General features: G+C 69.6%; 19 protein-coding genes. 14 read left to right on the top strand and 5 right to left on the bottom strand.

Annotated elements, in window-relative coordinates; all coding sequences use genetic code 11:
• Positions 1 to 198 precede the first annotated feature (198 nt).
• Positions 199 to 945, bottom strand: a complete 747-nt coding sequence (locus tag ACYQ5L_RS25455; RefSeq protein ID WP_459960810.1) for an LppX_LprAFG lipoprotein — start codon at positions 943 to 945, stop codon at positions 199 to 201.
• A 606-nt stretch (positions 946 to 1,551) separates the two neighbouring features.
• Here ACYQ5L_RS25455 and ACYQ5L_RS25450 point away from each other — a divergent pair.
• Positions 1,552 to 2,388 (top strand): class I SAM-dependent methyltransferase, encoded by an 837-nt coding sequence (locus ACYQ5L_RS25450; protein ID WP_459960809.1) that lies wholly within the window; start codon positions 1,552 to 1,554, stop codon positions 2,386 to 2,388.
• A 5-nt stretch (positions 2,389 to 2,393) separates the two neighbouring features.
• Positions 2,394 to 3,011 carry a TetR/AcrR family transcriptional regulator gene (locus tag ACYQ5L_RS25445; RefSeq protein ID WP_459960808.1) on the top strand — a complete coding sequence of 206 codons (618 nt, stop codon included), beginning with the start codon at positions 2,394 to 2,396 and terminating at the stop codon, positions 3,009 to 3,011.
• Positions 3,012 to 3,309: 298 nt separating this feature from the next.
• Here ACYQ5L_RS25445 and ACYQ5L_RS25440 read toward each other — a convergent pair whose 3' ends face one another.
• Both ACYQ5L_RS25440 and ACYQ5L_RS25435 read right to left on the bottom strand, forming a co-directional pair.
• Positions 3,310 to 4,017 carry an alpha/beta fold hydrolase gene (locus tag ACYQ5L_RS25440; protein ID WP_459960807.1) on the bottom strand — a complete coding sequence of 236 codons (708 nt, stop codon included), beginning with the start codon at positions 4,015 to 4,017 and terminating at the stop codon, positions 3,310 to 3,312.
• 83 nt (positions 4,018 to 4,100) lie between these two features.
• Positions 4,101 to 4,469 (bottom strand): DUF1844 domain-containing protein, encoded by a 369-nt coding sequence (locus tag ACYQ5L_RS25435; RefSeq protein WP_379201957.1) that lies wholly within the window; start codon positions 4,467 to 4,469, stop codon positions 4,101 to 4,103.
• Positions 4,470 to 4,790: 321 nt separating this feature from the next.
• Here ACYQ5L_RS25435 and infC point away from each other — a divergent pair, with 321 nt between their 5' ends.
• From infC to ACYQ5L_RS25410, 5 genes are all read left to right on the top strand, one after another.
• Positions 4,791 to 5,471 carry a translation initiation factor IF-3 gene (gene infC, locus ACYQ5L_RS25430; protein WP_379202006.1) on the top strand — a complete coding sequence of 227 codons (681 nt, stop codon included), beginning with the start codon at positions 4,791 to 4,793 and terminating at the stop codon, positions 5,469 to 5,471.
• 64 nt (positions 5,472 to 5,535) lie between these two features.
• A complete protein-coding gene (rpmI, locus tag ACYQ5L_RS25425) occupies positions 5,536 to 5,730 on the top strand; it encodes a 50S ribosomal protein L35 (protein ID WP_033090982.1) in 195 nt (64 codons plus the stop codon).
• A 101-nt stretch (positions 5,731 to 5,831) separates the two neighbouring features.
• Complete coding sequence (gene rplT / locus ACYQ5L_RS25420) at positions 5,832 to 6,212, top strand: 50S ribosomal protein L20 (RefSeq protein WP_379201955.1); 381 nt, start codon at positions 5,832 to 5,834, stop codon at positions 6,210 to 6,212.
• Positions 6,213 to 6,247: 35 nt separating this feature from the next.
• On the top strand, positions 6,248 to 7,051 hold the full coding sequence (locus tag ACYQ5L_RS25415) for a TrmH family RNA methyltransferase (protein ID WP_459963534.1): 804 nt from the start codon (positions 6,248 to 6,250) through the stop codon (positions 7,049 to 7,051).
• 122 nt (positions 7,052 to 7,173) lie between these two features.
• Entirely contained in the window at positions 7,174 to 8,745 is a 1,572-nt protein-coding gene (locus ACYQ5L_RS25410) for an APC family permease (RefSeq protein WP_459960806.1), read from the top strand.
• Between the two features lie 15 nt (positions 8,746 to 8,760).
• Here the strand turns inward: ACYQ5L_RS25410 and ACYQ5L_RS25405 are convergent, their stop codons facing one another.
• Positions 8,761 to 9,330 carry a TetR/AcrR family transcriptional regulator gene (locus tag ACYQ5L_RS25405; RefSeq protein WP_459960805.1) on the bottom strand — a complete coding sequence of 190 codons (570 nt, stop codon included), beginning with the start codon at positions 9,328 to 9,330 and terminating at the stop codon, positions 8,761 to 8,763.
• A gap of 101 nt (positions 9,331 to 9,431) precedes the next feature.
• On the opposite strand from ACYQ5L_RS25405, the gene ACYQ5L_RS25400 reads away from it, so the two are divergent.
• Both ACYQ5L_RS25400 and ACYQ5L_RS25395 read left to right on the top strand, forming a co-directional pair.
• The gene (locus tag ACYQ5L_RS25400) at positions 9,432 to 10,862 is read left to right on the top strand and encodes an MFS transporter (RefSeq protein ID WP_459960804.1); all 1,431 of its coding nucleotides are present in this window, start codon (positions 9,432 to 9,434) and stop codon (positions 10,860 to 10,862) included.
• A gap of 33 nt (positions 10,863 to 10,895) precedes the next feature.
• On the top strand, positions 10,896 to 11,414 hold the full coding sequence (locus tag ACYQ5L_RS25395; protein WP_459960803.1) for a DoxX family protein: 519 nt from the start codon (positions 10,896 to 10,898) through the stop codon (positions 11,412 to 11,414).
• Positions 11,415 to 11,480: 66 nt separating this feature from the next.
• Here the strand turns inward: ACYQ5L_RS25395 and ACYQ5L_RS25390 are convergent, their stop codons facing one another.
• Positions 11,481 to 13,169 carry a putative PEP-binding protein gene (locus ACYQ5L_RS25390; protein ID WP_459960802.1) on the bottom strand — a complete coding sequence of 563 codons (1,689 nt, stop codon included), beginning with the start codon at positions 13,167 to 13,169 and terminating at the stop codon, positions 11,481 to 11,483.
• Positions 13,170 to 13,315: 146 nt separating this feature from the next.
• Between ACYQ5L_RS25390 and ACYQ5L_RS25385 the strand changes: the two genes are divergently transcribed.
• The 5 genes from ACYQ5L_RS25385 to ACYQ5L_RS25365 are packed head-to-tail and all read left to right on the top strand — an operon-like array spanning position 13,316 to position 17,774.
• Entirely contained in the window at positions 13,316 to 14,083 is a 768-nt protein-coding gene (locus ACYQ5L_RS25385; protein WP_459960801.1) for a DeoR/GlpR family DNA-binding transcription regulator, read from the top strand.
• The gene (gene pfkB, locus ACYQ5L_RS25380; protein WP_459960800.1) at positions 14,080 to 15,030 is read left to right on the top strand and encodes a 1-phosphofructokinase; all 951 of its coding nucleotides are present in this window, start codon (positions 14,080 to 14,082) and stop codon (positions 15,028 to 15,030) included. The genes ACYQ5L_RS25385 and pfkB overlap by 4 nt, the downstream gene beginning before the upstream one ends.
• Before the next feature lie 11 nt (positions 15,031 to 15,041).
• On the top strand, positions 15,042 to 15,200 hold the full coding sequence (locus tag ACYQ5L_RS25375; protein ID WP_459960799.1) for a hypothetical protein: 159 nt from the start codon (positions 15,042 to 15,044) through the stop codon (positions 15,198 to 15,200).
• Positions 15,201 to 15,210: 10 nt separating this feature from the next.
• Positions 15,211 to 17,496, top strand: a complete 2,286-nt coding sequence (locus ACYQ5L_RS25370) for a PTS fructose transporter subunit IIABC (protein ID WP_459960798.1) — start codon at positions 15,211 to 15,213, stop codon at positions 17,494 to 17,496.
• Between the two features lie 20 nt (positions 17,497 to 17,516).
• Entirely contained in the window at positions 17,517 to 17,774 is a 258-nt protein-coding gene (locus ACYQ5L_RS25365) for an HPr family phosphocarrier protein (protein WP_459960797.1), read from the top strand.
• Positions 17,775 to 17,806 lie beyond the last annotated feature (32 nt).

Below are 17,806 nucleotides of genomic sequence, written 5' to 3'. Positions count from 1 at the left end.
CGTTCTGTATGAACTATCGTTGCGGGCCCTTGCATTTCACTGAACAATCTCTTAAACCAATGGCTTCGTTAGCACGGCCTGTCCGCGGACAATGCCCTCCAATACGAAAGCCGGCCCGGGCCAGCGGATTACAGCCGTTGTCGGCGTTCCGCTTTCCCGGACCGGTTCCGAACTCAGACTTCAGGGACGAGGCGTCCCTTACCCCCCGACCTTGGGGACGGTGAATTCCTTGGCCCAGTTGGACAGCTCCACCGAAATGGTGCCGGAGTCCTTGGTGACCACGGCCTTCACCAGGTTCGGGCCGGTGCCGGGCGAGGCGGCCTCGGACGGCAGCGTGGTGGCGCTGCCGGTCGGCGGCGCGACATCCTTGATCCACACCGTGATCGGCAGCGAGCCGACGCCGTCGCCGGCCTTGGGCACGACCGGGTCGATGACCGAGCCGTTGATGGTGCCGGTGATCTTGACGGTGTCGACGCCGTCGATCTTCTCCCGGGCCTCGGCCTTGGGGTTCTGGATCTGGGCGATCACATTGGCCAGGCCCTTGTCCTTGTCCAGGATGACGCCCGGATCGTAGATCTGCTCGGCCGGGCCGACCTTGCTGTACTTGGTGCCGTCGCCGGCGTACAGGGTCTTGTCGTAGACCAGGAACTTGGTGTCGGTGAACTCGGCCTCCGGCTTCAACCGCACCTTCGCGTCACCGATCGCCTGCCCCGCCCCCTGCGGCTGGTTGGTGACATCGGCGGAGATGGTCTCCACCGGGAGGTTCGGCACATTCGATACCGACAGGTCGAAGTGGACCCACTGCAGGGTCTGGGTGGTGCGAGCGCATTCCGCCACGATCTGCGCGCCGTCCGGCAATTCGGCCGGCGGCGGAGTGGCGGCGGTGGTGCCCGTGTCGTCGCTGGAGGACGAGCAGCCCGCCACCAATGCCGCGGCTACCGACACCGCGGCGAAGATCGGAGCGAACCGGCGCAGCCGGCTGCGGGTTCGCCCTCGCGAAACAGAGTCAATCATGTACAACCCCCGTGGAGTTCGTTTCAACGCCGTTGTCAGGACAGCAGCCGCTGTCCCCGGAGTAGTATGCAGCACCGCACCAGCGTTTCGCTGGTTCAGGTGGGAATGCGGCATCCACTCAGCACCACATCGTTTTCCGTGCGGCGTTCGATAACGCAGGGCCGCAAGTTAATACGAGGATTCCTCAGTCGAGGTGCTTGACCAGCGGCGTTGCGGGACACGCTGGCCCGGCGTTTGTACGGCGCGCCGCCTCGCCCGGCAATCCGGATGCGTAGCTATCGATTTGCTGAAGCGTGATCTCGGCATGATGTTTAAGTGACGGCAACTGCGAGCCGTTGCAATAGAATCCGCGCCGGACCGGCCGGTCTTCTTGGATTCCTGCCAGGCGAAAATCTCCCGCAAATCTGTGGCAATTGATCGGAAAGCCCTAGTGGCAAATTGCTGAATCTGCTTTCCGCACTGCGCTCTTGACCCCGGCCATGTGCCGGTCGATGATGAACACACGTTCATGAACGTATGTTCATAATAGGAGGCGTCATGACCGAGATCGTCAACACCGCGCAGTCCGACGCGTGGAACGGTTACGAGGGCGAACATTGGGCCGCCCACTTCGACCGCTACGACGCGGTGAACGGCGGCTGCAACCGACCCCTGCTGGCGGCCGCCGCCATCGGCCCCGCCGATCGCGTGCTCGACATCGGCTGCGGCAACGGCCAATTGACGCGACTGGCGGCCCGCCGTGCCGCACACGGCGCGGCGACGGGCGTCGACCTGTCCGGCCCCATGCTGGCGCGCGCCCGGGAACGCGCCGCGATCGAAGGCGTCGCCAATGTGTCCTTCGAACAGGGCGACGCCCAGATCCACCCATTCCCCGCAGCCGCTTTCGATGCCGCCCTGAGTCGCGCCGGAATCATGTTCTTCGCCGACCCGGTCGCCGCCTTCACCAATATCGCCAGCGCCCTGCGCCCCGGCGGCCGCCTCGCCTTCGTCACCATGCCACCCCTGGACGGCACCGACATCGGCACGGTATTCGGCGCGGCCGCAACCCATCTCGACGACTTCGAGGTCACCCACGCGCACGGCCCCTTCGCCGATCCCAATCGCATGCGGGCACTGCTCGCCGCAGCCGGCTTCGTCGACATCGCGTTCCGCTACCTGGAGCCCGACGGTGTCTGGGGCCGCGATATCGCCGACGCGACCGAATTCATCATCGGCTGGGGACCGCTGCGCTACCACCGCATGCGGATGAACTTCCGCACCGACCCCGCCATCCGCGCCGCGCTCGCCGCCGCCCTCGAACCCTTCGCCACCCCCGAGGGCATCCGCCTGCGCACCGCCGCCTGGCTCGTCACCGCCACCACCCCGCTACCGTAACGCCCATGTCCCCGAGAAAGGCCGCGGCCCTGCGCGACAGCGCGGGCGATCAGGGTTTGCGCGACCACCTGCTCGCCACCGCCCAGCGCCTCATCGCCGAGCAGGGCGCGGCCGGCCTCACCGTCCGCGCCATCGCCCGCGCCGCCCGGGTCGCCGACGGCGTCCTCTACAACCATTTCGCCGACAAGGACGAACTCCTCGCCGCCGCCGTCACCGCCCACGTCGTCGACGCGCACGCGCAACTCGGCGACCTCCCGTCCCCGGGCACCGGCGCCCTGGCGGACAACCTGCGCGCCTACCTCCGCGCCGGCCTGACCCTGCACCGCACCGTGCTCCCGGTCTACGCGGGCCTGCTGACCAGCCCGTCGATCCTCGCCCGCCTCGCCGAAGCCGAAGAGCCCCACCAGGATTGGCGCTCCCTTCTCGCCGACTACCTGTCCGCCGAAAAAGAGCTGGGCCGCCTAGCCTCACACGCCGACCCGCACACCGCCGCAGCCCTGCTGGCAGGCATCTGCCACGACGAAGTCCTGACCACCCTGCTCTCCCACGCCACGCCCGCCCGAGCCGATCCGGACGCGGTGATCGCCGCCCTTCTCACCGGCATCGCACCCGAACCGGAATAACCACCCGCAACGGTCGACGCCTCGCGGAACGTCCCCTGTCCGAGGTCGCGATCGCGATGCTCGGCCGGAATCCACTGAAATCGGCTGCGCCACCGGTGGTGTGGATCCCGGCCACAAGCACGCCCGGATGACGGGCGTAATGCCAAGGACGCCAAAAGAGGCGGGCGAAGCACCGCGACTTCATCGTCGGTAATGGCTTCGACCGCCGGCCAAAGCGCGGGCGGGTCGGCCGCCGACCAGGCTGCGGCGATTTGTTCTGGCAGCGCGGGTTCGGCGGCGCGGATCGTGGGCCGCTGGGTCAGCGGTTGGCGACTTCGTGCAGGATCTCGGCCAGCTCAACGGGTTTCGACCACATGGGCCAGTGGCCGGTGGGCAGGTCGACGTAGTCCAGGAGGCCGGTGTCGAAGCGGGCGACCTCCGCGAAAATCGGCACCTGCCCGGCCTGCGCGCCCTGCCGTACCACTTCGCTGGGCCAGCTGGTGCACACCAGTGTCGTCGGAACCGAGAGGCGCGCATCGGAATCGGAGAGTTTCAGGGGTGCGCCCGCGACACCGGCGGGGACCGGCACCGCGCGCTCGCGGAAGCGGGCCAGCGCCGCCTCGTCCAGGCCCTCGAGGCTGTTGCCGTCGGCTTCCACCTGCGACCAGTCGGCGAGCGGGAACTCCGGGGCGTCGCCGAGAGCGGGAATCGCGACGAAGCCGTCCGGGAGCGGGGCGGTGTCCACGTAGATCACGCGCGAGAAGCGTTCCGGTGCAAGGTCGGTCGCCAGGTAGGCGGGCAGGGCGGCGCCGGAGTGCGCGACCAGCACCACCGGCTCGGGGGCGGCGGCGACAATGGCGTGGGCCTGATCCACCAGCGTGGTGTCGAGCCGACCCGGGTCGCCGGCGTCGAGTCCGGGCAGGGTGAGCGCCACGACTTCGTCCCCGCGGCGTCGCAATTCGCCGGCGACCTCGTCCCACGCCCATGCGCCGAGCCAGAATCCGGGAGCCAGAACCATTTTTGCCATGTGCCCACCCTGCCAGAGCGGGCGGGCGCGAGCCCAGCCCTACGCAGCGGGCCGATCCGGATGCGGTGCGCGCCGGTCCGGCGTCAGTAGACGGGGCCGGTGTACTTCTCGCCGGGGCCGGCGCCGGGGGCGTCGGGGTGAGCGGAGGATTCGCGGAAGGCGCGCTGCAGCGACTGCAGGCCGTCGCGGATGGGGCCGGCGTGCGGGCCGAGGTATTCCACGGAGGCGGTGACCAGGCCGGCGAGGGCGGTGATGACGCGGCGGGCCTCGTCGAGGTCGAGGTGGGGGCTGGCGGACGGGTCGTCCTCGCCGAGGCCGAGCTTCTCGGCGGCGGAGCTCATCAGCATGACGGCGGCACGGCTGATAACCTCCACGGCGGGGATCTCGGCCAGTTCGCGGACCACTTCGCCTTCGATGAGGGCCGAATCCTCGTTCACACTTGCCTCACTCATGGGGTAGAGCATGGCACCGAGCGGGTCGGGCCAGGTCGCGGGGGAGGCCGATTTCGGGATCCGCCCAGGTGGCTGTTAGACTGACCTGCGACGACCGCCCCAGACCGGTTCCCGTAGCCGGACCGGGGCTTTAAGTGGAGCCCGACTCCCACCGTCAGCCGCAAGGTTGAACGGTCCGGTCGCCCATCTTTTTCCGAGATGGGTTCCTCGATGGGTTCGCCCAGTTCGGGGTGCGATGCGAGTAGTTTGCGTCGTGGATCGGTCGACTCGGGCCCCGTGTTGGTGAAATACCGGCGCGGGGCTTTCGTGTTGAAATTGGGGTTGCAGTTATTGCTAGCGGTCGTTGACGAACCGCTTGACCTAGGAGGCCCCATCAGCACTGAGACCCGCATCAACGATCGCATCCGCGTACCGGAGGTCCGCCTCATCGGACCCGGTGGCGAACAGGTTGGGATCGTGCGTGTTGAAGATGCACTACGCGTCGCCCAGGAGGCAGACCTCGACCTGGTCGAGGTCGCACCGGACGCGCGCCCGCCGGTATGCAAGATCATGGACTACGGCAAGTTCAAGTACGAGACCGCGCAGAAGGCGCGTGAGTCCCGGAAGAACCAGGTCCAGACCGTGATCAAGGAGCAGAAGCTCCGCCCGAAGATCGACGACCACGACTACGCGACCAAGCGGGGCCACGTCATGCGGTTCCTCGAGGCCGGGTCGAAGGTCAAGGTCACGATCATGTTCCGTGGTCGTGAGCAGTCGCGTCCGGAACTGGGTTACCGACTCTTGCAGCGGCTGGCCTCCGACGTCGCCGATCTCGGTTTCGTCGAAACCTCGGCCAAGCAGGACGGCCGGAACATGACCATGGTCCTCGCGCCCCACAAGGGTGCGAAGACGCGGGTGAAGGCCCAGCAGTCGGCGTCGCAGGCGCGCGAGAGCGCTCCGGCCGCCGACAGCGCCCCGGCCGCCGATGCGGCGACCGAGGCCCCGGCCGAACCGCAGCAGTAATAACGAACAGCATTGGCGGAGGCGGGCTCACCCCTGCCTCCGGCACGAGAGAAATGGTGAATCCATGCCGAAGATGAAGAGCCACAGCGGCGCCTCGAAGCGATTCAAGGTGTCCGGTTCGGGCAAGCTGCTCCGTCAGCAGGCGAACCGTCGCCACCTGCTCGAGCACAAGCCGACCACCCGCACTCGTCGTCTGGACGGCGTGGAGGTCGTGGCGAAGGCGGACGTCGCTCGCGTCAAGAAGCTGCTCGCCAAGTAAGTCGGCCGAGCAAGCCAATTCGCGATCCGTTCCCGCGGACGCATAAACCGACCAACACCCGGGCGCAACCGCAGCGCCCCCTATCGAACAAGGACTGACAAGTGGCACGCGTCAAAAGGGCTGTCAACGCTCAGAAGAAGCGCCGTTCCGTTCTCGAGGCCTCCAAGGGCTACCGCGGTCAGCGGTCGCGCCTGTACCGCAAGGCCAAGGAACAGCAGCTGCACTCGCTCACCTACGCCTACCGCGACCGTCGGCAGCGCAAGGGCGACTTCCGCAAGCTGTGGATTGCTCGTATCAACGCCGCCGCGCGTCTGAACGACATCACCTACAACCGCTTCATCCAGGGCCTCAAGGCCGCGGGTGTCGAGGTGGACCGCAAGATCCTCGCCGAGCTGGCCGTCTCCGACGCCGAGGCGTTCGCCGGTCTGGTGGCCGTGGCCAAGGCCGCGCTGCCCGAGGATGTCAACGCCCCGGCCGCCTGAGCCGGGACTGCGTGACACAGCATTCCGGACGACCCGTGGATGCGCTCTCCGAGCGCAATCCGCGGGTCGTTTCCGCTGTCAAACTCCATCGCGCCCAGCAGCGCCGCAAGACCGGATTCTTCCTCGCCGAGGGCGCCAATTCGGTGGAGTCGGCGCTGGACACCGAGCGCGTGGAGGAACTCTTCTACTCCGCCAAGGCCGCCGCGCGTGAGCACGAGCTCGTCGCCGGTGCCGCCGCCGCGGGCGTGCGCACCACGCTGGTGAGCGATCGCGCCGCGGAAATGCTGGGGGAGACCGTGACTCCGCCCGGGCTGGTCGCGGTGTGCCGTCAGGTCGACGTGCCGTTGACCGCGGTGCTGGATGCCGCGCCGCGCCTGCTGGCCGTGCCGGTGGAGATCGCCGACCCCGGCAACGCCGGCACCCTCATCCGCGTCGCCGATGCGGTCGGCGCGAACGGCGTTGTGCTGTCCGGTGATTCGGTCGACCCGCACAACGGCAAATGCGTACGCGCCTGCGCCGGAAGCCTTTTCCACGTCCCCGTAGCCCGCGAGCGCGATACCGACGCCACGCTCACGGCCCTGGAGAACGCGGGCATCACCATCCTCGCGACCACCGCCAAAGGCGAAGTCGACCTGGACGAGGCCGACGAACTCCTGTCCGGCCCGGTCGCCTGGCTGTTCGGCAACGAGGCCCACGGCCTCGACCGCGCCGTCGCCGACCGCGCCACCCACCGCGTCCGCATCCCCATCCACGGCCGCGCCGAGAGCCTGAATCTCGCTGCCGCCGCAGCCATCTGCCTCTACGCGAGCGCACGCGTCCAGCACACGCCGCGGCACTGACCGCCGGTCGTCCGGCGTGCTCGCGGCCGGGATCCCGTGCCGGAAATTCCGGTCAAGGCACGCCGGAACGACGAGTGGGGTGCCAATTCGGTGTGCTGCGGGTTTGCCCTTACTCTTACTCGGTGACATCGCCCAGCACCCTCAAGTCCGGTGCGCTGTCCCTGGCATCCAGTGTGGTGATCGGGGTGGCGTCGGCTGGACCCGCTTACAGCATTACCGCCACGCTCGGACTGGTGGTGGCCGCCGTGGGGTTGCAGTCGCCGATCATCGTGCTGCTGGCCTTCGTGCCGATGCTGCTGGTGGCCATCGGGTACCGGGATCTCAATGAGGTGGAACCGGATCCGGGCACCACGTTCGTGTGGGCCACGCGGGCGTTCGGGCCGTTCACCGGGTGGATGGCCGGGTGGGCGATCGTCGTCTCCGATCTGCTGGTGATGGCGAGCCTGGCGCAGATCAGCTCGCAGTACACCTTCCATCTGTTCGGGGCGCACGGCATCGGCGGGGACGCCACCAATGTGTGGGTGCTGTTGCTGGGCATTGTCTATCTGGTCGTGATGACCTTGGTCGCGGTATTCGGCATCGATGTGTCGGCGCGGCTGCAGCAGTGGCTGCTGACCATCGAATTCGGGATGCTCGTGGTGTTCGCGGTGGTCGCGCTCGCGCGGGTGGTGATCGGGAACGCGCCGGAGGGGGCGAGCCTGCCGGACTGGTCGTGGTTCAACCCGTTCGAGATCGGGTCCTTCTCGGACTTCGTGACGGCCATGCTGCTCATGGTGTTCATCTACTGGGGCTGGGATTCGGCCGTGGCGGTGAACCAGGAGACGGTGGATCCGCGGCACACGCCGGGGCGGGCCGCGGTGCTGTCGACCATCACGCTGGTGGCGCTGTATCTGCTGGTGACCGTGGCGAGCCAGTCCTTCGCGGGGACCGGGACCGAGGGGCTGGGGCTGGCCAATCCCGATCACGTCGACGATGTGCTGGGCGCGCTGGGCAGCGCGGTGTTCGGCGACGGCGCGGTCGGCACGGTGCTGGTGCACCTGCTGTTCCTGATGGTGCTCACCTCGGCGGCGGCGTCCACGCAGACGACCATCCTGCCGACCGCCCGCGCCACCTATTCGATGGCGCTGCATCACGCCCTGCCGAAGGCGTTCGGCAAGATCCATCCGCGCTTCCGCACCCCGTCGTTCTCCACCGTCGTGTTCGGCGCGGCCTCGGTGGTGCTCTACGTGGCGCTGAACTTCGCCTCGGGCGGACGGCTCATCGCGCAGGCCGTGACCGCGATCGGCATCTCGATCGGCGTGTACTACGGCCTCACCGGGCTCAGCTGCGCGTGGCTGTATCGCGACCGATTCGCCTCGAACCCGAGGGCTCTCGTCATGAAGGGCATCCTGCCGGCGGCGGGCGGCTTCATGCTGCTGTTCGCGGCGGGCTGGACCGCGGTGACCTCCTGGTGGGTGGAGGAGGACGGCTCGTTCTGGCAGCTGCCGTTCCCGCCGCACTGGCACATCGGCGCGACCTTCCTGCTCGGCGTGGGCACGCTGCTGCTGGGCGTGCCCATCTACCTGGTGCTGGCGAAGGTCATGCCGCCGTTCTTCCGGGGCGAGGTGCTGGCGCGCAAGCTGCCCGAGCCGACCGAGGACATCATCGAGGCCGATGCCGATCCGGACAATATCGAGGTGCTGGACGGGCGCTAGTCCGCCCGCGCCCGGTCAGATGCCGTTGGTCTCCAGGTCCCGCATGAGTTCCTGCGCCCAGTCGGCGGGCACGGCGTGCGGGCCGGTGACGCGCATGGCGCCCATGACCGTCAGCAGCATGCCCGTGGCCATGAACTGGCGGGTCTGTGCGATCGAGGCGCCGGTGAGCTCCCGGACCAGGTGGTACATGCGGCCGTAGCGGTCGCGGATCTGATCGCCGATCGCGGGGTCCGCGCTCGCGGAGAAGCTGTGCAGCAGGATCAGGGGCAGTTCGGGCTCGGCCAGGAAGACCTCGTAGCCCTCGCCCATGGCCAGGAGCTTGTCCGCGGCATCGGCGCCCGGATCGGCCGCCTCGGCGCTGGTCCGGAAGACCTCCTCGATGCGATCGCAGGCGCGTTCGGAAACGGCCAGGAACAGCTGCTGCTTGGTGCCGAACAGCCGGATGACATAGGGCTGCGAGACCCCGGCGCGACGTGCGATCTCATCGGTCTTCGTTGCGGCGTAACCGGATTCGGCGAAAGCGGCGATGGCGGCGGCCAGTACCTGCTCGCCGCGTTCGCTGGCGGTCATCCGCGTTCTGGTCATGGTCGGGGGCCTCCTCGCCGTCGGAATCAGGTTACGCATTGACATGTTATCAGTCGATGCATACTCTCTTGTAATCAGTCGATTACAACAAAGGACTGCGCATGACCCGGACCCTCGAAACCACCCCCGCCGCCGGAGTCGCGGCCCGATCGAAACCGCTCGGCGCGGTGCTGGCCGCGGTCAGCATCCCGATGTTCATGGCGACCCTGGACAATCTCGTCGTCACCAACGCCTTGCCGGTGATCCGCACCGAACTCGGGGCCTCGCTCGCGGATCTGCAATGGTTCGTGAACGCCTACACGCTGTCGTTCGCCTCGCTGCTGCTCACCGCCTCGGCCCTCGGCGACCGGCTGGGGCGGCGACGGGTCTTCCTGTTCGGCATCGCGCTGTTCACCCTCGCCTCGGCGGCCTGCGCCATGGTCACCGAACCGTGGATGCTCATCGCGGGGCGCGCCGCGCAGGGCTTCGGCGCGGCGGCCATCATGCCGCTGTCGCTGACCCTGTTGACCGCCGCGGTCCCGGAGCGGATGCGCAGCGCCGCCATCGGCATCTGGGGCGGCATCTCCGGACTGGGCGTGGCGCTCGGGCCCGTGGTGGGCGGCGCGGTCGTGGACGGGCTGAGCTGGCAGTGGATCTTCTGGCTCAATGTGCCCATCGGGCTGATCGCGCTGCCGTTCGCCGCGCGGGTGCTCGGCGAATCCTTCGGCGGCGCACGCCGATTGGATGTGATCGGGCTGCTGCTCTCGGCCGGGGGCGTACTGGCTGTGGTGTGGGGCGTCATTCACGGCGCGGACGACGGATGGACCTCGGCCGGGGTGCTGGCCGGATTGATCGGCGGCGCGGCGCTGCTCGCCGGTTTCATTGCCTGGGAACGTCGCACGATCGATCCGATGCTGCCGCTGCGCCTGTTCTCCGACCGCGGGTTCACGGCCATCAACGCGATCATGTTCACCTTCTCGGTGGGCGTATTCGGCTCGATCTTCCTGCTGGCGCAGTACTTCCAGGTCGTGCAGGGCTATTCACCGCTGGAGGCGGGTGTGCGCACGCTGCCGTGGACCATGGCGCCGATGGTGGTGGCCCCGCTGGCCGGGCTGATCGTGGACAGGGTCGGGCCGCGCGTGCTGGTCGCGTCCGGACAGGTCTTCCTCACGGTGGCGCTGGCCTGGATGGCGTTCATCACCACCGCCGAAACCGAGTACGGCTCTTACGTGCTGCCGTTCGTGCTGGGCGGCGTCGGCATGGGCCTGACCTTCGCGCCCGCCTCCACGGTGGTCATGGCGAGTGCTTCGGCGTCCGATCAGGGGATGGCCTCGGGCGCCAACAACACCATCCGGGAGGTCGGTGTGGCCATGGGCGTGGCAATCCTGGCCTCGGTCTTCGCTTCTCGCGGGTCGTATCTGTCGCCGGGCAGCTATGTCGACGGCCTGGTGCCCGCGGTGTGGACCGGCGCGGCCATTGTCGCGGCCGGAGTGGTCGTTTCCCTGTTCCTGCCCACCCGGGTCGAAACGCCCACCGGGCAACTCGTTTCGTAATCCCTTTCACCGCAGTTCGATTCGGAGAAGATCATGTTCGGCACCCTCATGCTGATGCTCGTTCCCACGCTCGCCTTCCGCGCTCTCGGGGCACTCGGCGTCCAGCGCTTCGCCACCTGGCGAGTGTCCTTCGCGCACGGACTGGCCGTGCTGCTGCTGTTCACCGGCGCAGCGCATTTCGTCCCCGACACCGTGGACGCGATGCCCAGCCACGACGACCTGACCACCATGGTTCCGGACTTCGTGCCGTTCCCCGGCGGCATGGTCTACCTGACCGGGGTGCTGGAACTGGCCGGAGCGGCGGGCCTGGTGTTCACCCCGGCCCGCAAGTACGCGGGGATCGGCCTGGCCATCCTGTTCGTGCTGATGACGCCCGCCAATATCTATGCGGCGGTGCAGGACATCCCGCTCAACGGCGATCCGGCCACGCCGCTGTGGTTCCGCCTACCCGAGCAGGTCGTCTACATCGGCGTCGCGCTGTGGGCGGCGCTGGGCGCCGCCGGGGTGCGGGCCGCCATCGTCCGCACTCGGCCCGAGCGGGCGAGCGTCTGACGGCGATAGCGCGAACAGCACCGCGCCCTTGCCGATTCGGTTCGGAAAGGGCGCGGTGGCGTCGGTTCACAGTCCGAGTGCGGTGCGGGCCGCTGCCCGGGCGTCGGCCGGATCCGTGGTTCTCAGAACGGCTTCGGCGGCACGGCGGCAGTCCTCGAAGGTGACCGCCGCCAGGGTCGCGCCGACGGCGGCGACCGCCGGCGCGGCGGCCGAGAGCGACGTGACGCCCAATCCCGTGAGGACACAGGCCAGGAGCGGATCGGCGGCGGCCTCCCCGCAGACGCCGACCGCTTTGCCGAGGGCCCGACCGGCGGCCGCGGTACGGGCCACCAGGGTCAGCACGGCGGGCTGCCACGGATCGGTGAGCGCGGCCAGCTGCGGGGACATGCGATCGGCGGCCATCGTGTACTGGGCGAGATCATTGGTGCCGATCGACGCGAAGTCGACGTGCTCGAGGATGGCCTCGGCCAGCAGGGCGGCGGCGGGGACCTCGATCATGACGCCGGGCACGAGGCCGCGGGAGCGCACCCGGGCGGCGAAGGACTTCGCCTCCGCCGCAGTGGAAATCATCGGAGCCATCACCCAGGTGGGTGCGGTGCGGCCGGATGCGGCCGCGGCGATGGCGTCGAGCTGGCGGTCCAGCAGGCCGCTGTCGCGGGCGGCGAGACGGATGCCGCGCACGCCGAGCGCCGGATTGGCCTCGTCCGGATGGTCGGCGAAGCGCAGCGGTTTGTCCGAGCCCGCGTCCAGGGTGCGCACGACGACCTTGGCGCCCGGGTAGGCCGCGAGCACGTCCGCGTAGATGGCGGCCTGTTCGGCGCGCGACGGCTCGGATCCCCGCTCCAGGAAACACAATTCGGTGCGGAACAGCCCCACGCCCTCGGCCGGTGTCCGTTGCGCGACCCGGGCGCCCGCGCCGTCCTGCACATTCACCAGGACTTCGACCCGGCGTCCGTCGGCGGTCGCACCCGGACCGGTCCACGCGGCGGCGCGCTCTGTCGCGGAGCGGTATTCGACCATGGCGGCCCTGGTGGTTTCGGGGTCGGGGGAGACGGTGACGCGACCGGCCGTGCCGTCCAGCAAGAGCTCGATTCCGGCGGGCACGCCATCCAGGCCGGTGACCGCCACCACGCACGGGATGCCGAGCTGGCGCGCGATGATCGCGGTGTGACTGGTCGGACCGCCGAGCGAGGTCGCCAGCCCCACAATGAGATTCGGATCCAGACCGGCGGTATCGGCGGGCGCGAGATCCTCGGCGAGCAGAATCGACGGCCGGTCCGGGACCGGGATGCCGGGCTCGGGCCGGCCCGTCAGCTCCGCCACCACGCGATCGCACACATCCCGCAGATCGGTGACGCGCTCGGCCATCACACCGCCCAACCCGAGGAACAGTCCGGCGAAGTGCTCGGTGGCCGCGACCGCCGCGGTGGGGGCGGGCGTGCCCGCGGCGATGCGCTGCTCGGCCGCGTCGAGCCAGCCGCGGTCGGCGGCCATGGCGGCATTGGCGGCCAGCACCTCGGCGGCCGCGCCCGTGGTCGCCGCCGCCCGGGCGCGCAGCCGATCGGCAATCGTGGAGGCGGCCCGGCGGAAAGCCATGGCCGCGGATGCCCGATCGGACTCGGCCAGGGGAGTCGTCGCCGTCTCCATGAGCACCCGAGGCGCGGGCCGGACCGTCGGCGCCGCGACCACGCCCGGTACCGCCGGAGTGCCGTACAGTACGGTTGAAGTGGGGTTTTCCTGGAATGATCGGGTCATGCGGTGATCCTCCACGCATTCTCGAAAAGCAAGTGCGACCGGCCTGCGGTCTCGAATCAATGTGACCCAGGCTACCTGCGAACCTTGACAAAGCAATACGTTCGGGCATAAAACAACAGAATCACACATCGAGTTGGAGGATCGGTATGTACGCCGAGGAGCGGCAGCAGGCCATCGCCACCCTGGTCGGGCAACTCGGTCGCGTAGCCGTCACCGACCTGGCCGAGCGGTACGGCGTCACCACCGAGACCGTGCGCCGCGATCTGGCGGTGCTGGATCGCATGGGTCTGGTGCGCCGCGTGCACGGCGGCGCGGTACCGGCCGCGGCGCTGACGGCCATCGAGGTCGGCACCGCCGAGCGCGAGCACAGCAAGTCGGGGGAGAAGGACCGGATCGCCAAGGCGGCCTTGGATTTCCTGCCGCCCTCCGGTGGCAGCGTGCTGTTCGACGCGGGCACCACCACCGGCCGCGTGGCGGCCCTGCTGCCCGCCGACCGGGAACTCGTGGCCGTGACCAACTCGCTGCCGATCGCGACCCGGCTATCCGGACACGCCGGGGTGCAACTGCACCTGCTGGGCGGCCGGGTGCGCGGCGTGACACAGGCCGCCGTCGGTCCGCAGCCCCTGCGCCTGCTCGGCGAGCTGCGCGTGGACGTGGCCTTCATCGGCACCAATGCGCTGACCTCCGGTCACGGCCTGTCCACGCCGGACACCGACGAGGCGGCGGTGAAGCGGGCCATGGTCGGCACCGCGCACCGGGTGGTCGTGGTCACCGACTCCAGCAAGATCGGCCGCGAGGACTTCGTGCGCTTCGCCGCCATCGACGAGATCGACGTCCTGGTGACCGACACCGGATTGCCGCAATCCCTGCGAAACGAGCTGGAGCAGTGTGGAATCGAGGTGGTGACCGCATGATCGTCACCCTCACCGCGAACCCCAGCATCGACCGCACCGTGACGCTGTCCGAACCGCTGCGCTCCGGGGCCGTGCTCCGCGCCCGCACCGTCACCACACAGCCGGGCGGCAAGGGCATCAATGTTTCCCGCGTGGCCGCGGCCGCGGGCGTCCCCACCGTCGCGGTGCTCCCCGGCCGCTCCGACGATCCCTTGCTGCGGGCCCTGCGCGAAACCGGCCTCGACCATCGCGCGGTCCCCTGCGAAGGCTCCGCCCGCACCAACCTCACCCTCGCCGAATCCGACGGCACCACAACGAAAATCAACGAACCCGGGGCCGCGCTGACCGAGGAGAACCTCCGGCGGCTGTCCGACCTGCTGGTCGAACTCTCTGCCGACGCCGCCTGGGTGGTGCTCTCGGGTTCGCTCCCGCCGCTGGTCCCGACCGACTGGTATGTCGCCCTGCTCCGCCGCCTGCGCGGCACCCGCGTCGCGGTCGACACCTCCGACGCCCCGCTCCGCGCCCTGGCCGCGGGCTTCGATTCCGCTGCGCCCCAGCTGCTCAAGCCCAATGCCGAAGAACTGGCCCAGCTCACCGGCGCGGACCCCGATGACCTGCACGACCCCCTGACCGCCGCCCGCGCCGCCCGCACCCTTGTCGACCGCGGCGTCGGCGCGGTCCTCGCCACCCTCGGCGCGGCAGGCGCGGTCCTGATCACCCCCGAGGGCGCCTGGCACGCCACCGCCCCCGACATCACCCCGCGCAGCACCGTCGGAGCGGGCGATTCCGCCCTGGCGGGCTACCTCCTCGCCGACCTGGCGGGCGCACCCCCACCCGACCGCCTGCGCCACGCCGTCGCCTACGGCAGCGCCGCCGTCGCCCTCCCGGGCACCGGCCTCCCCGGCCCACACCACGTCACCCCCGACGCCGTGGCCGTCACCACCCTCGACCCCCTGCCCCATCGCTGAAGGACATCCCGATGGCCGACCTCACCACTGCGAATCTCGTGGCCCTGCACGCTGATGCCACAGGACACGACGTGATCGCTGCCCGCGCCGGCCATCCGGTCGCGGCCCCGGTGGGCGTGGCCCCCGACCCGGCGGCCGTGACGGCCCTCGATTCCCCGCCCCATCGCTGAAGGACATCTGATGGCCGATCCCATCATCACCGCGGAACTGATCACCTTGGACGCCGATCTGGGCGCTACCAAGCAGGAAGTGATCGCAGCACTCGCGGCCCGCGTAGCTGCGGCAGGCCGCGCCACGGACGCGGGCTCCCTACGGGATGCGGCGCTGGAACGGGAAAGCCAGTCGGCCACCGGGCTTCCCGGCGGCATCGCTATCCCGCACTGTCGCGCGGAGGTGGTCGCGGCCGCTTCTCTCGCGTTCGCCCGGCTGGCCCCGAAGGTGGACTTCGGCGCGCCGGACGGTCCCGCTGATCTGGTCTTCCTGATCGCCGCCCCGGAAGGTGCGGGAGCCGAGCACCTGAAACTGCTTTCGGCGCTGGCCCGCGCGCTCGTCAAACCAGAGTTCGTCGGAGAACTCCGCGCCGCCGACACGCCGGCCACAGTCCTCGAACTCGTCGATGGCGTTCTCGCGCCGCCGGAAGCGACACGGTCGCAGCCGGATTCGGCTGCGAGCACCGAGGAGACAGCCGCGCGTGCGACGACCGCTGCCACGCTGGGCCATGATTCGACCGCAGTGGCCGCGACAGCCGATGACGCGACTGCGATGGGCGCGAGTTCCGTTGCAAGCGATTCGCGTCGGCCCGCCGGGCGGCCCGACCTGGACACCACCGCGAACGGATCGTCGCGCACGCACGCATCCGATGGAACCGATGCGGCAGTTCCGGCGCGGACCGGCGCGGAATCGGCTGGGGTGCAAGCCGGTTACTCGCGCTCCACGGCGGGGTCCAGCGCTACCGTCGGTGGCGAGGACGCCGGGTACTCTTCGGCCGATCGGATCCTGGTGGCGGTGACGGCGTGTCCGACCGGGATCGCGCACACCTATATGGCCGCGGATTCGCTGGTGGCCGCGGGGGAGCGGGCCGGGGTTACGGTGCAGGTGGAGACGCAGGGGTCGAGCGGGAGCACGCCGTTGTCGGCGGCGACCATCGCGGCGGCGGATGCGGTGATCTTCGCGACCGATGTGGGCGTGCAGGGGCGGGACCGGTTCGCCGGGAAGCCGGTGGTCGAGTCCGGAGTGAAGCGGGCGATCAATGAGCCGGATGCGATGGTGACCGAGGCGCTGCGGGCCGCGCTGGATCCGGGGGCGCGCACGGTCGCCGTGGAGCGGGTGCAGAGTGCCTCCGGCACACCGGGTTCGGCGTCGCCGGGGTGGGGGACGCGGTTGCGGCAGATTCTGCTGACCGGCGTCAGCTACATGATTCCGTTCGTGGCCGCCGGTGGGCTGCTCATTGCGCTCGGATTCCTGCTGGGCGGGTACGAGATCTCCGATGATGCGAAGACGATCGTGCTCGACAACACGCTGAGCTCCTTGCCGGACGGCGGGCTGCGGATCTATATCGGCGCGGTGCTGTTCCAGTTGGGCGCCTTGGCTTTCAGCTTTCTGGTGCCCGCGCTGGCGGGGTATATCGCGTACGCGATCGCCGATCGGCCCGGTCTCGCACCGGGATTCACGGCGGGTGCGGTCGCGGTGTTCGTGGGAGCCGGATTCCTGGGTGGCCTGGTCGGCGGGTTGATCGCCGGCTTCGCCGCGCTGTGGATCGCCAAACTCGCTGTGCCGCAGTGGGCTCGCGGGCTCATGCCGGTGGTGGTCATTCCACTGTTCGCCTCGCTGATCGTCGGCGGCCTCATGTTCATCGTGCTCGGGCGGCCCCTGGCCGCCATCACCGGCGGGCTCACCGATTGGCTCAACGGCCTGTCCGGGACCTCGGCGGTGCTGCTGGGCGTCATTCTCGGGCTCATGATGTGCTTCGACCTGGGCGGGCCGGTGAACAAGGCGGCCTACTCCTTCGCGGTGGCCGGTTTGAGCGTGAACGATCCGGCGACACTGCGGATCATGGCGGCGGTCATGGCCGCGGGCATGGTGCCGCCGCTGGCCATGGCATTGGCGACCACCGTGCGCCCGAAGCTGTTCACCACCGCCGAACGCGAGAACGGCAAGGCCGCTTGGCTGCTGGGCGCGTCGTTCATCTCCGAGGGCGCCATCCCGTTCGCGGCCGCCGATCCGGTGCGCGTCATCCCGTCGATGATGGCGGGCGGCGCGGTCACCGGCGGGCTCATCATGGCCTCCGGCGCCACGCTGAGCGCCCCGCACGGCGGCATCTTCGTCTTCTTCGCCGTCGGCCATCTGCTCTGGTTCCTGCTCGCGCTGGCCGCGGGCACCGCGGTCGGCACCCTGTGCGTGACCGCCGCGAAGCAACTCGTCCAACCACGCCGCGAAACCACACCGGCCGTCCCCGCGGCCGTGTGATCACCAAGGAGGAACACGCCATGCCCAGCACTTCCGTCATCGTCGGCTCCGCCGTCGGACTGCATGCCCGCCCGGCCGCCGTCATCGCCCAGGCCGCCCAGGCCGCGGGCGTTCCGGTCACCCTCGCGCTCCCGGACGGCGCGCCCGTCGACGCCGGCTCGGCCCTCATGATCATGAGCCTCGGCGCCGCCAAGGGCGCGGAAGTGATCGTCAGCTCCGAGGACCAGGCCGCCCTGGACAAGATCGCGGGCCTGGTCGCCGCCGACCTCGACGCCTGATCCGTCGCGCCCCCTCCGATTCCGCCCGGATG

The sequence above is a fragment of the Nocardia sp. IFM 10818 genome (genome assembly GCF_054655275.1).
The sequence above is the reverse complement of the archived record's forward strand: the minus strand, read 5'-3'. Positions and strand labels throughout refer to the sequence as shown.

What these genes read in the sequence shown, in the direction of transcription:
- ACYQ5L_RS25365 (WP_459960797.1), top strand. Translation starts at nt 17,517, where the DNA reads ATGCCCAGCACTTCCGTCATCGTCGGCTCCGCCGTCGGACTGCATGCC.
- ACYQ5L_RS25400 (WP_459960804.1), top strand. Translation starts at nt 9,432, where the DNA reads ATGACCCGGACCCTCGAAACCACCCCCGCCGCCGGAGTCGCGGCCCGA.
- ACYQ5L_RS25385 (WP_459960801.1), top strand. Translation starts at nt 13,316, where the DNA reads ATGTACGCCGAGGAGCGGCAGCAGGCCATCGCCACCCTGGTCGGGCAA.
- ACYQ5L_RS25405 (WP_459960805.1), bottom strand. Translation starts at nt 9,330, where the DNA reads ATGACCAGAACGCGGATGACCGCCAGCGAACGCGGCGAGCAGGTACTG.
- ACYQ5L_RS25440 (WP_459960807.1), bottom strand. Translation starts at nt 4,017, where the DNA reads ATGGCAAAAATGGTTCTGGCTCCCGGATTCTGGCTCGGCGCATGGGCG.
- ACYQ5L_RS25375 (WP_459960799.1), top strand. Translation starts at nt 15,042, where the DNA reads ATGGCCGACCTCACCACTGCGAATCTCGTGGCCCTGCACGCTGATGCC.
- ACYQ5L_RS25445 (WP_459960808.1), top strand. Translation starts at nt 2,394, where the DNA reads ATGTCCCCGAGAAAGGCCGCGGCCCTGCGCGACAGCGCGGGCGATCAG.
- ACYQ5L_RS25395 (WP_459960803.1), top strand. Translation starts at nt 10,896, where the DNA reads ATGTTCGGCACCCTCATGCTGATGCTCGTTCCCACGCTCGCCTTCCGC.
- pfkB (WP_459960800.1), top strand. Translation starts at nt 14,080, where the DNA reads ATGATCGTCACCCTCACCGCGAACCCCAGCATCGACCGCACCGTGACG.
- ACYQ5L_RS25435 (WP_379201957.1), bottom strand. Translation starts at nt 4,469, where the DNA reads ATGAGTGAGGCAAGTGTGAACGAGGATTCGGCCCTCATCGAAGGCGAA.
- rpmI (WP_033090982.1), top strand. Translation starts at nt 5,536, where the DNA reads ATGCCGAAGATGAAGAGCCACAGCGGCGCCTCGAAGCGATTCAAGGTG.
- ACYQ5L_RS25450 (WP_459960809.1), top strand. Translation starts at nt 1,552, where the DNA reads ATGACCGAGATCGTCAACACCGCGCAGTCCGACGCGTGGAACGGTTAC.
- ACYQ5L_RS25390 (WP_459960802.1), bottom strand. Translation starts at nt 13,169, where the DNA reads ATGACCCGATCATTCCAGGAAAACCCCACTTCAACCGTACTGTACGGC.
- ACYQ5L_RS25370 (WP_459960798.1), top strand. Translation starts at nt 15,211, where the DNA reads ATGGCCGATCCCATCATCACCGCGGAACTGATCACCTTGGACGCCGAT.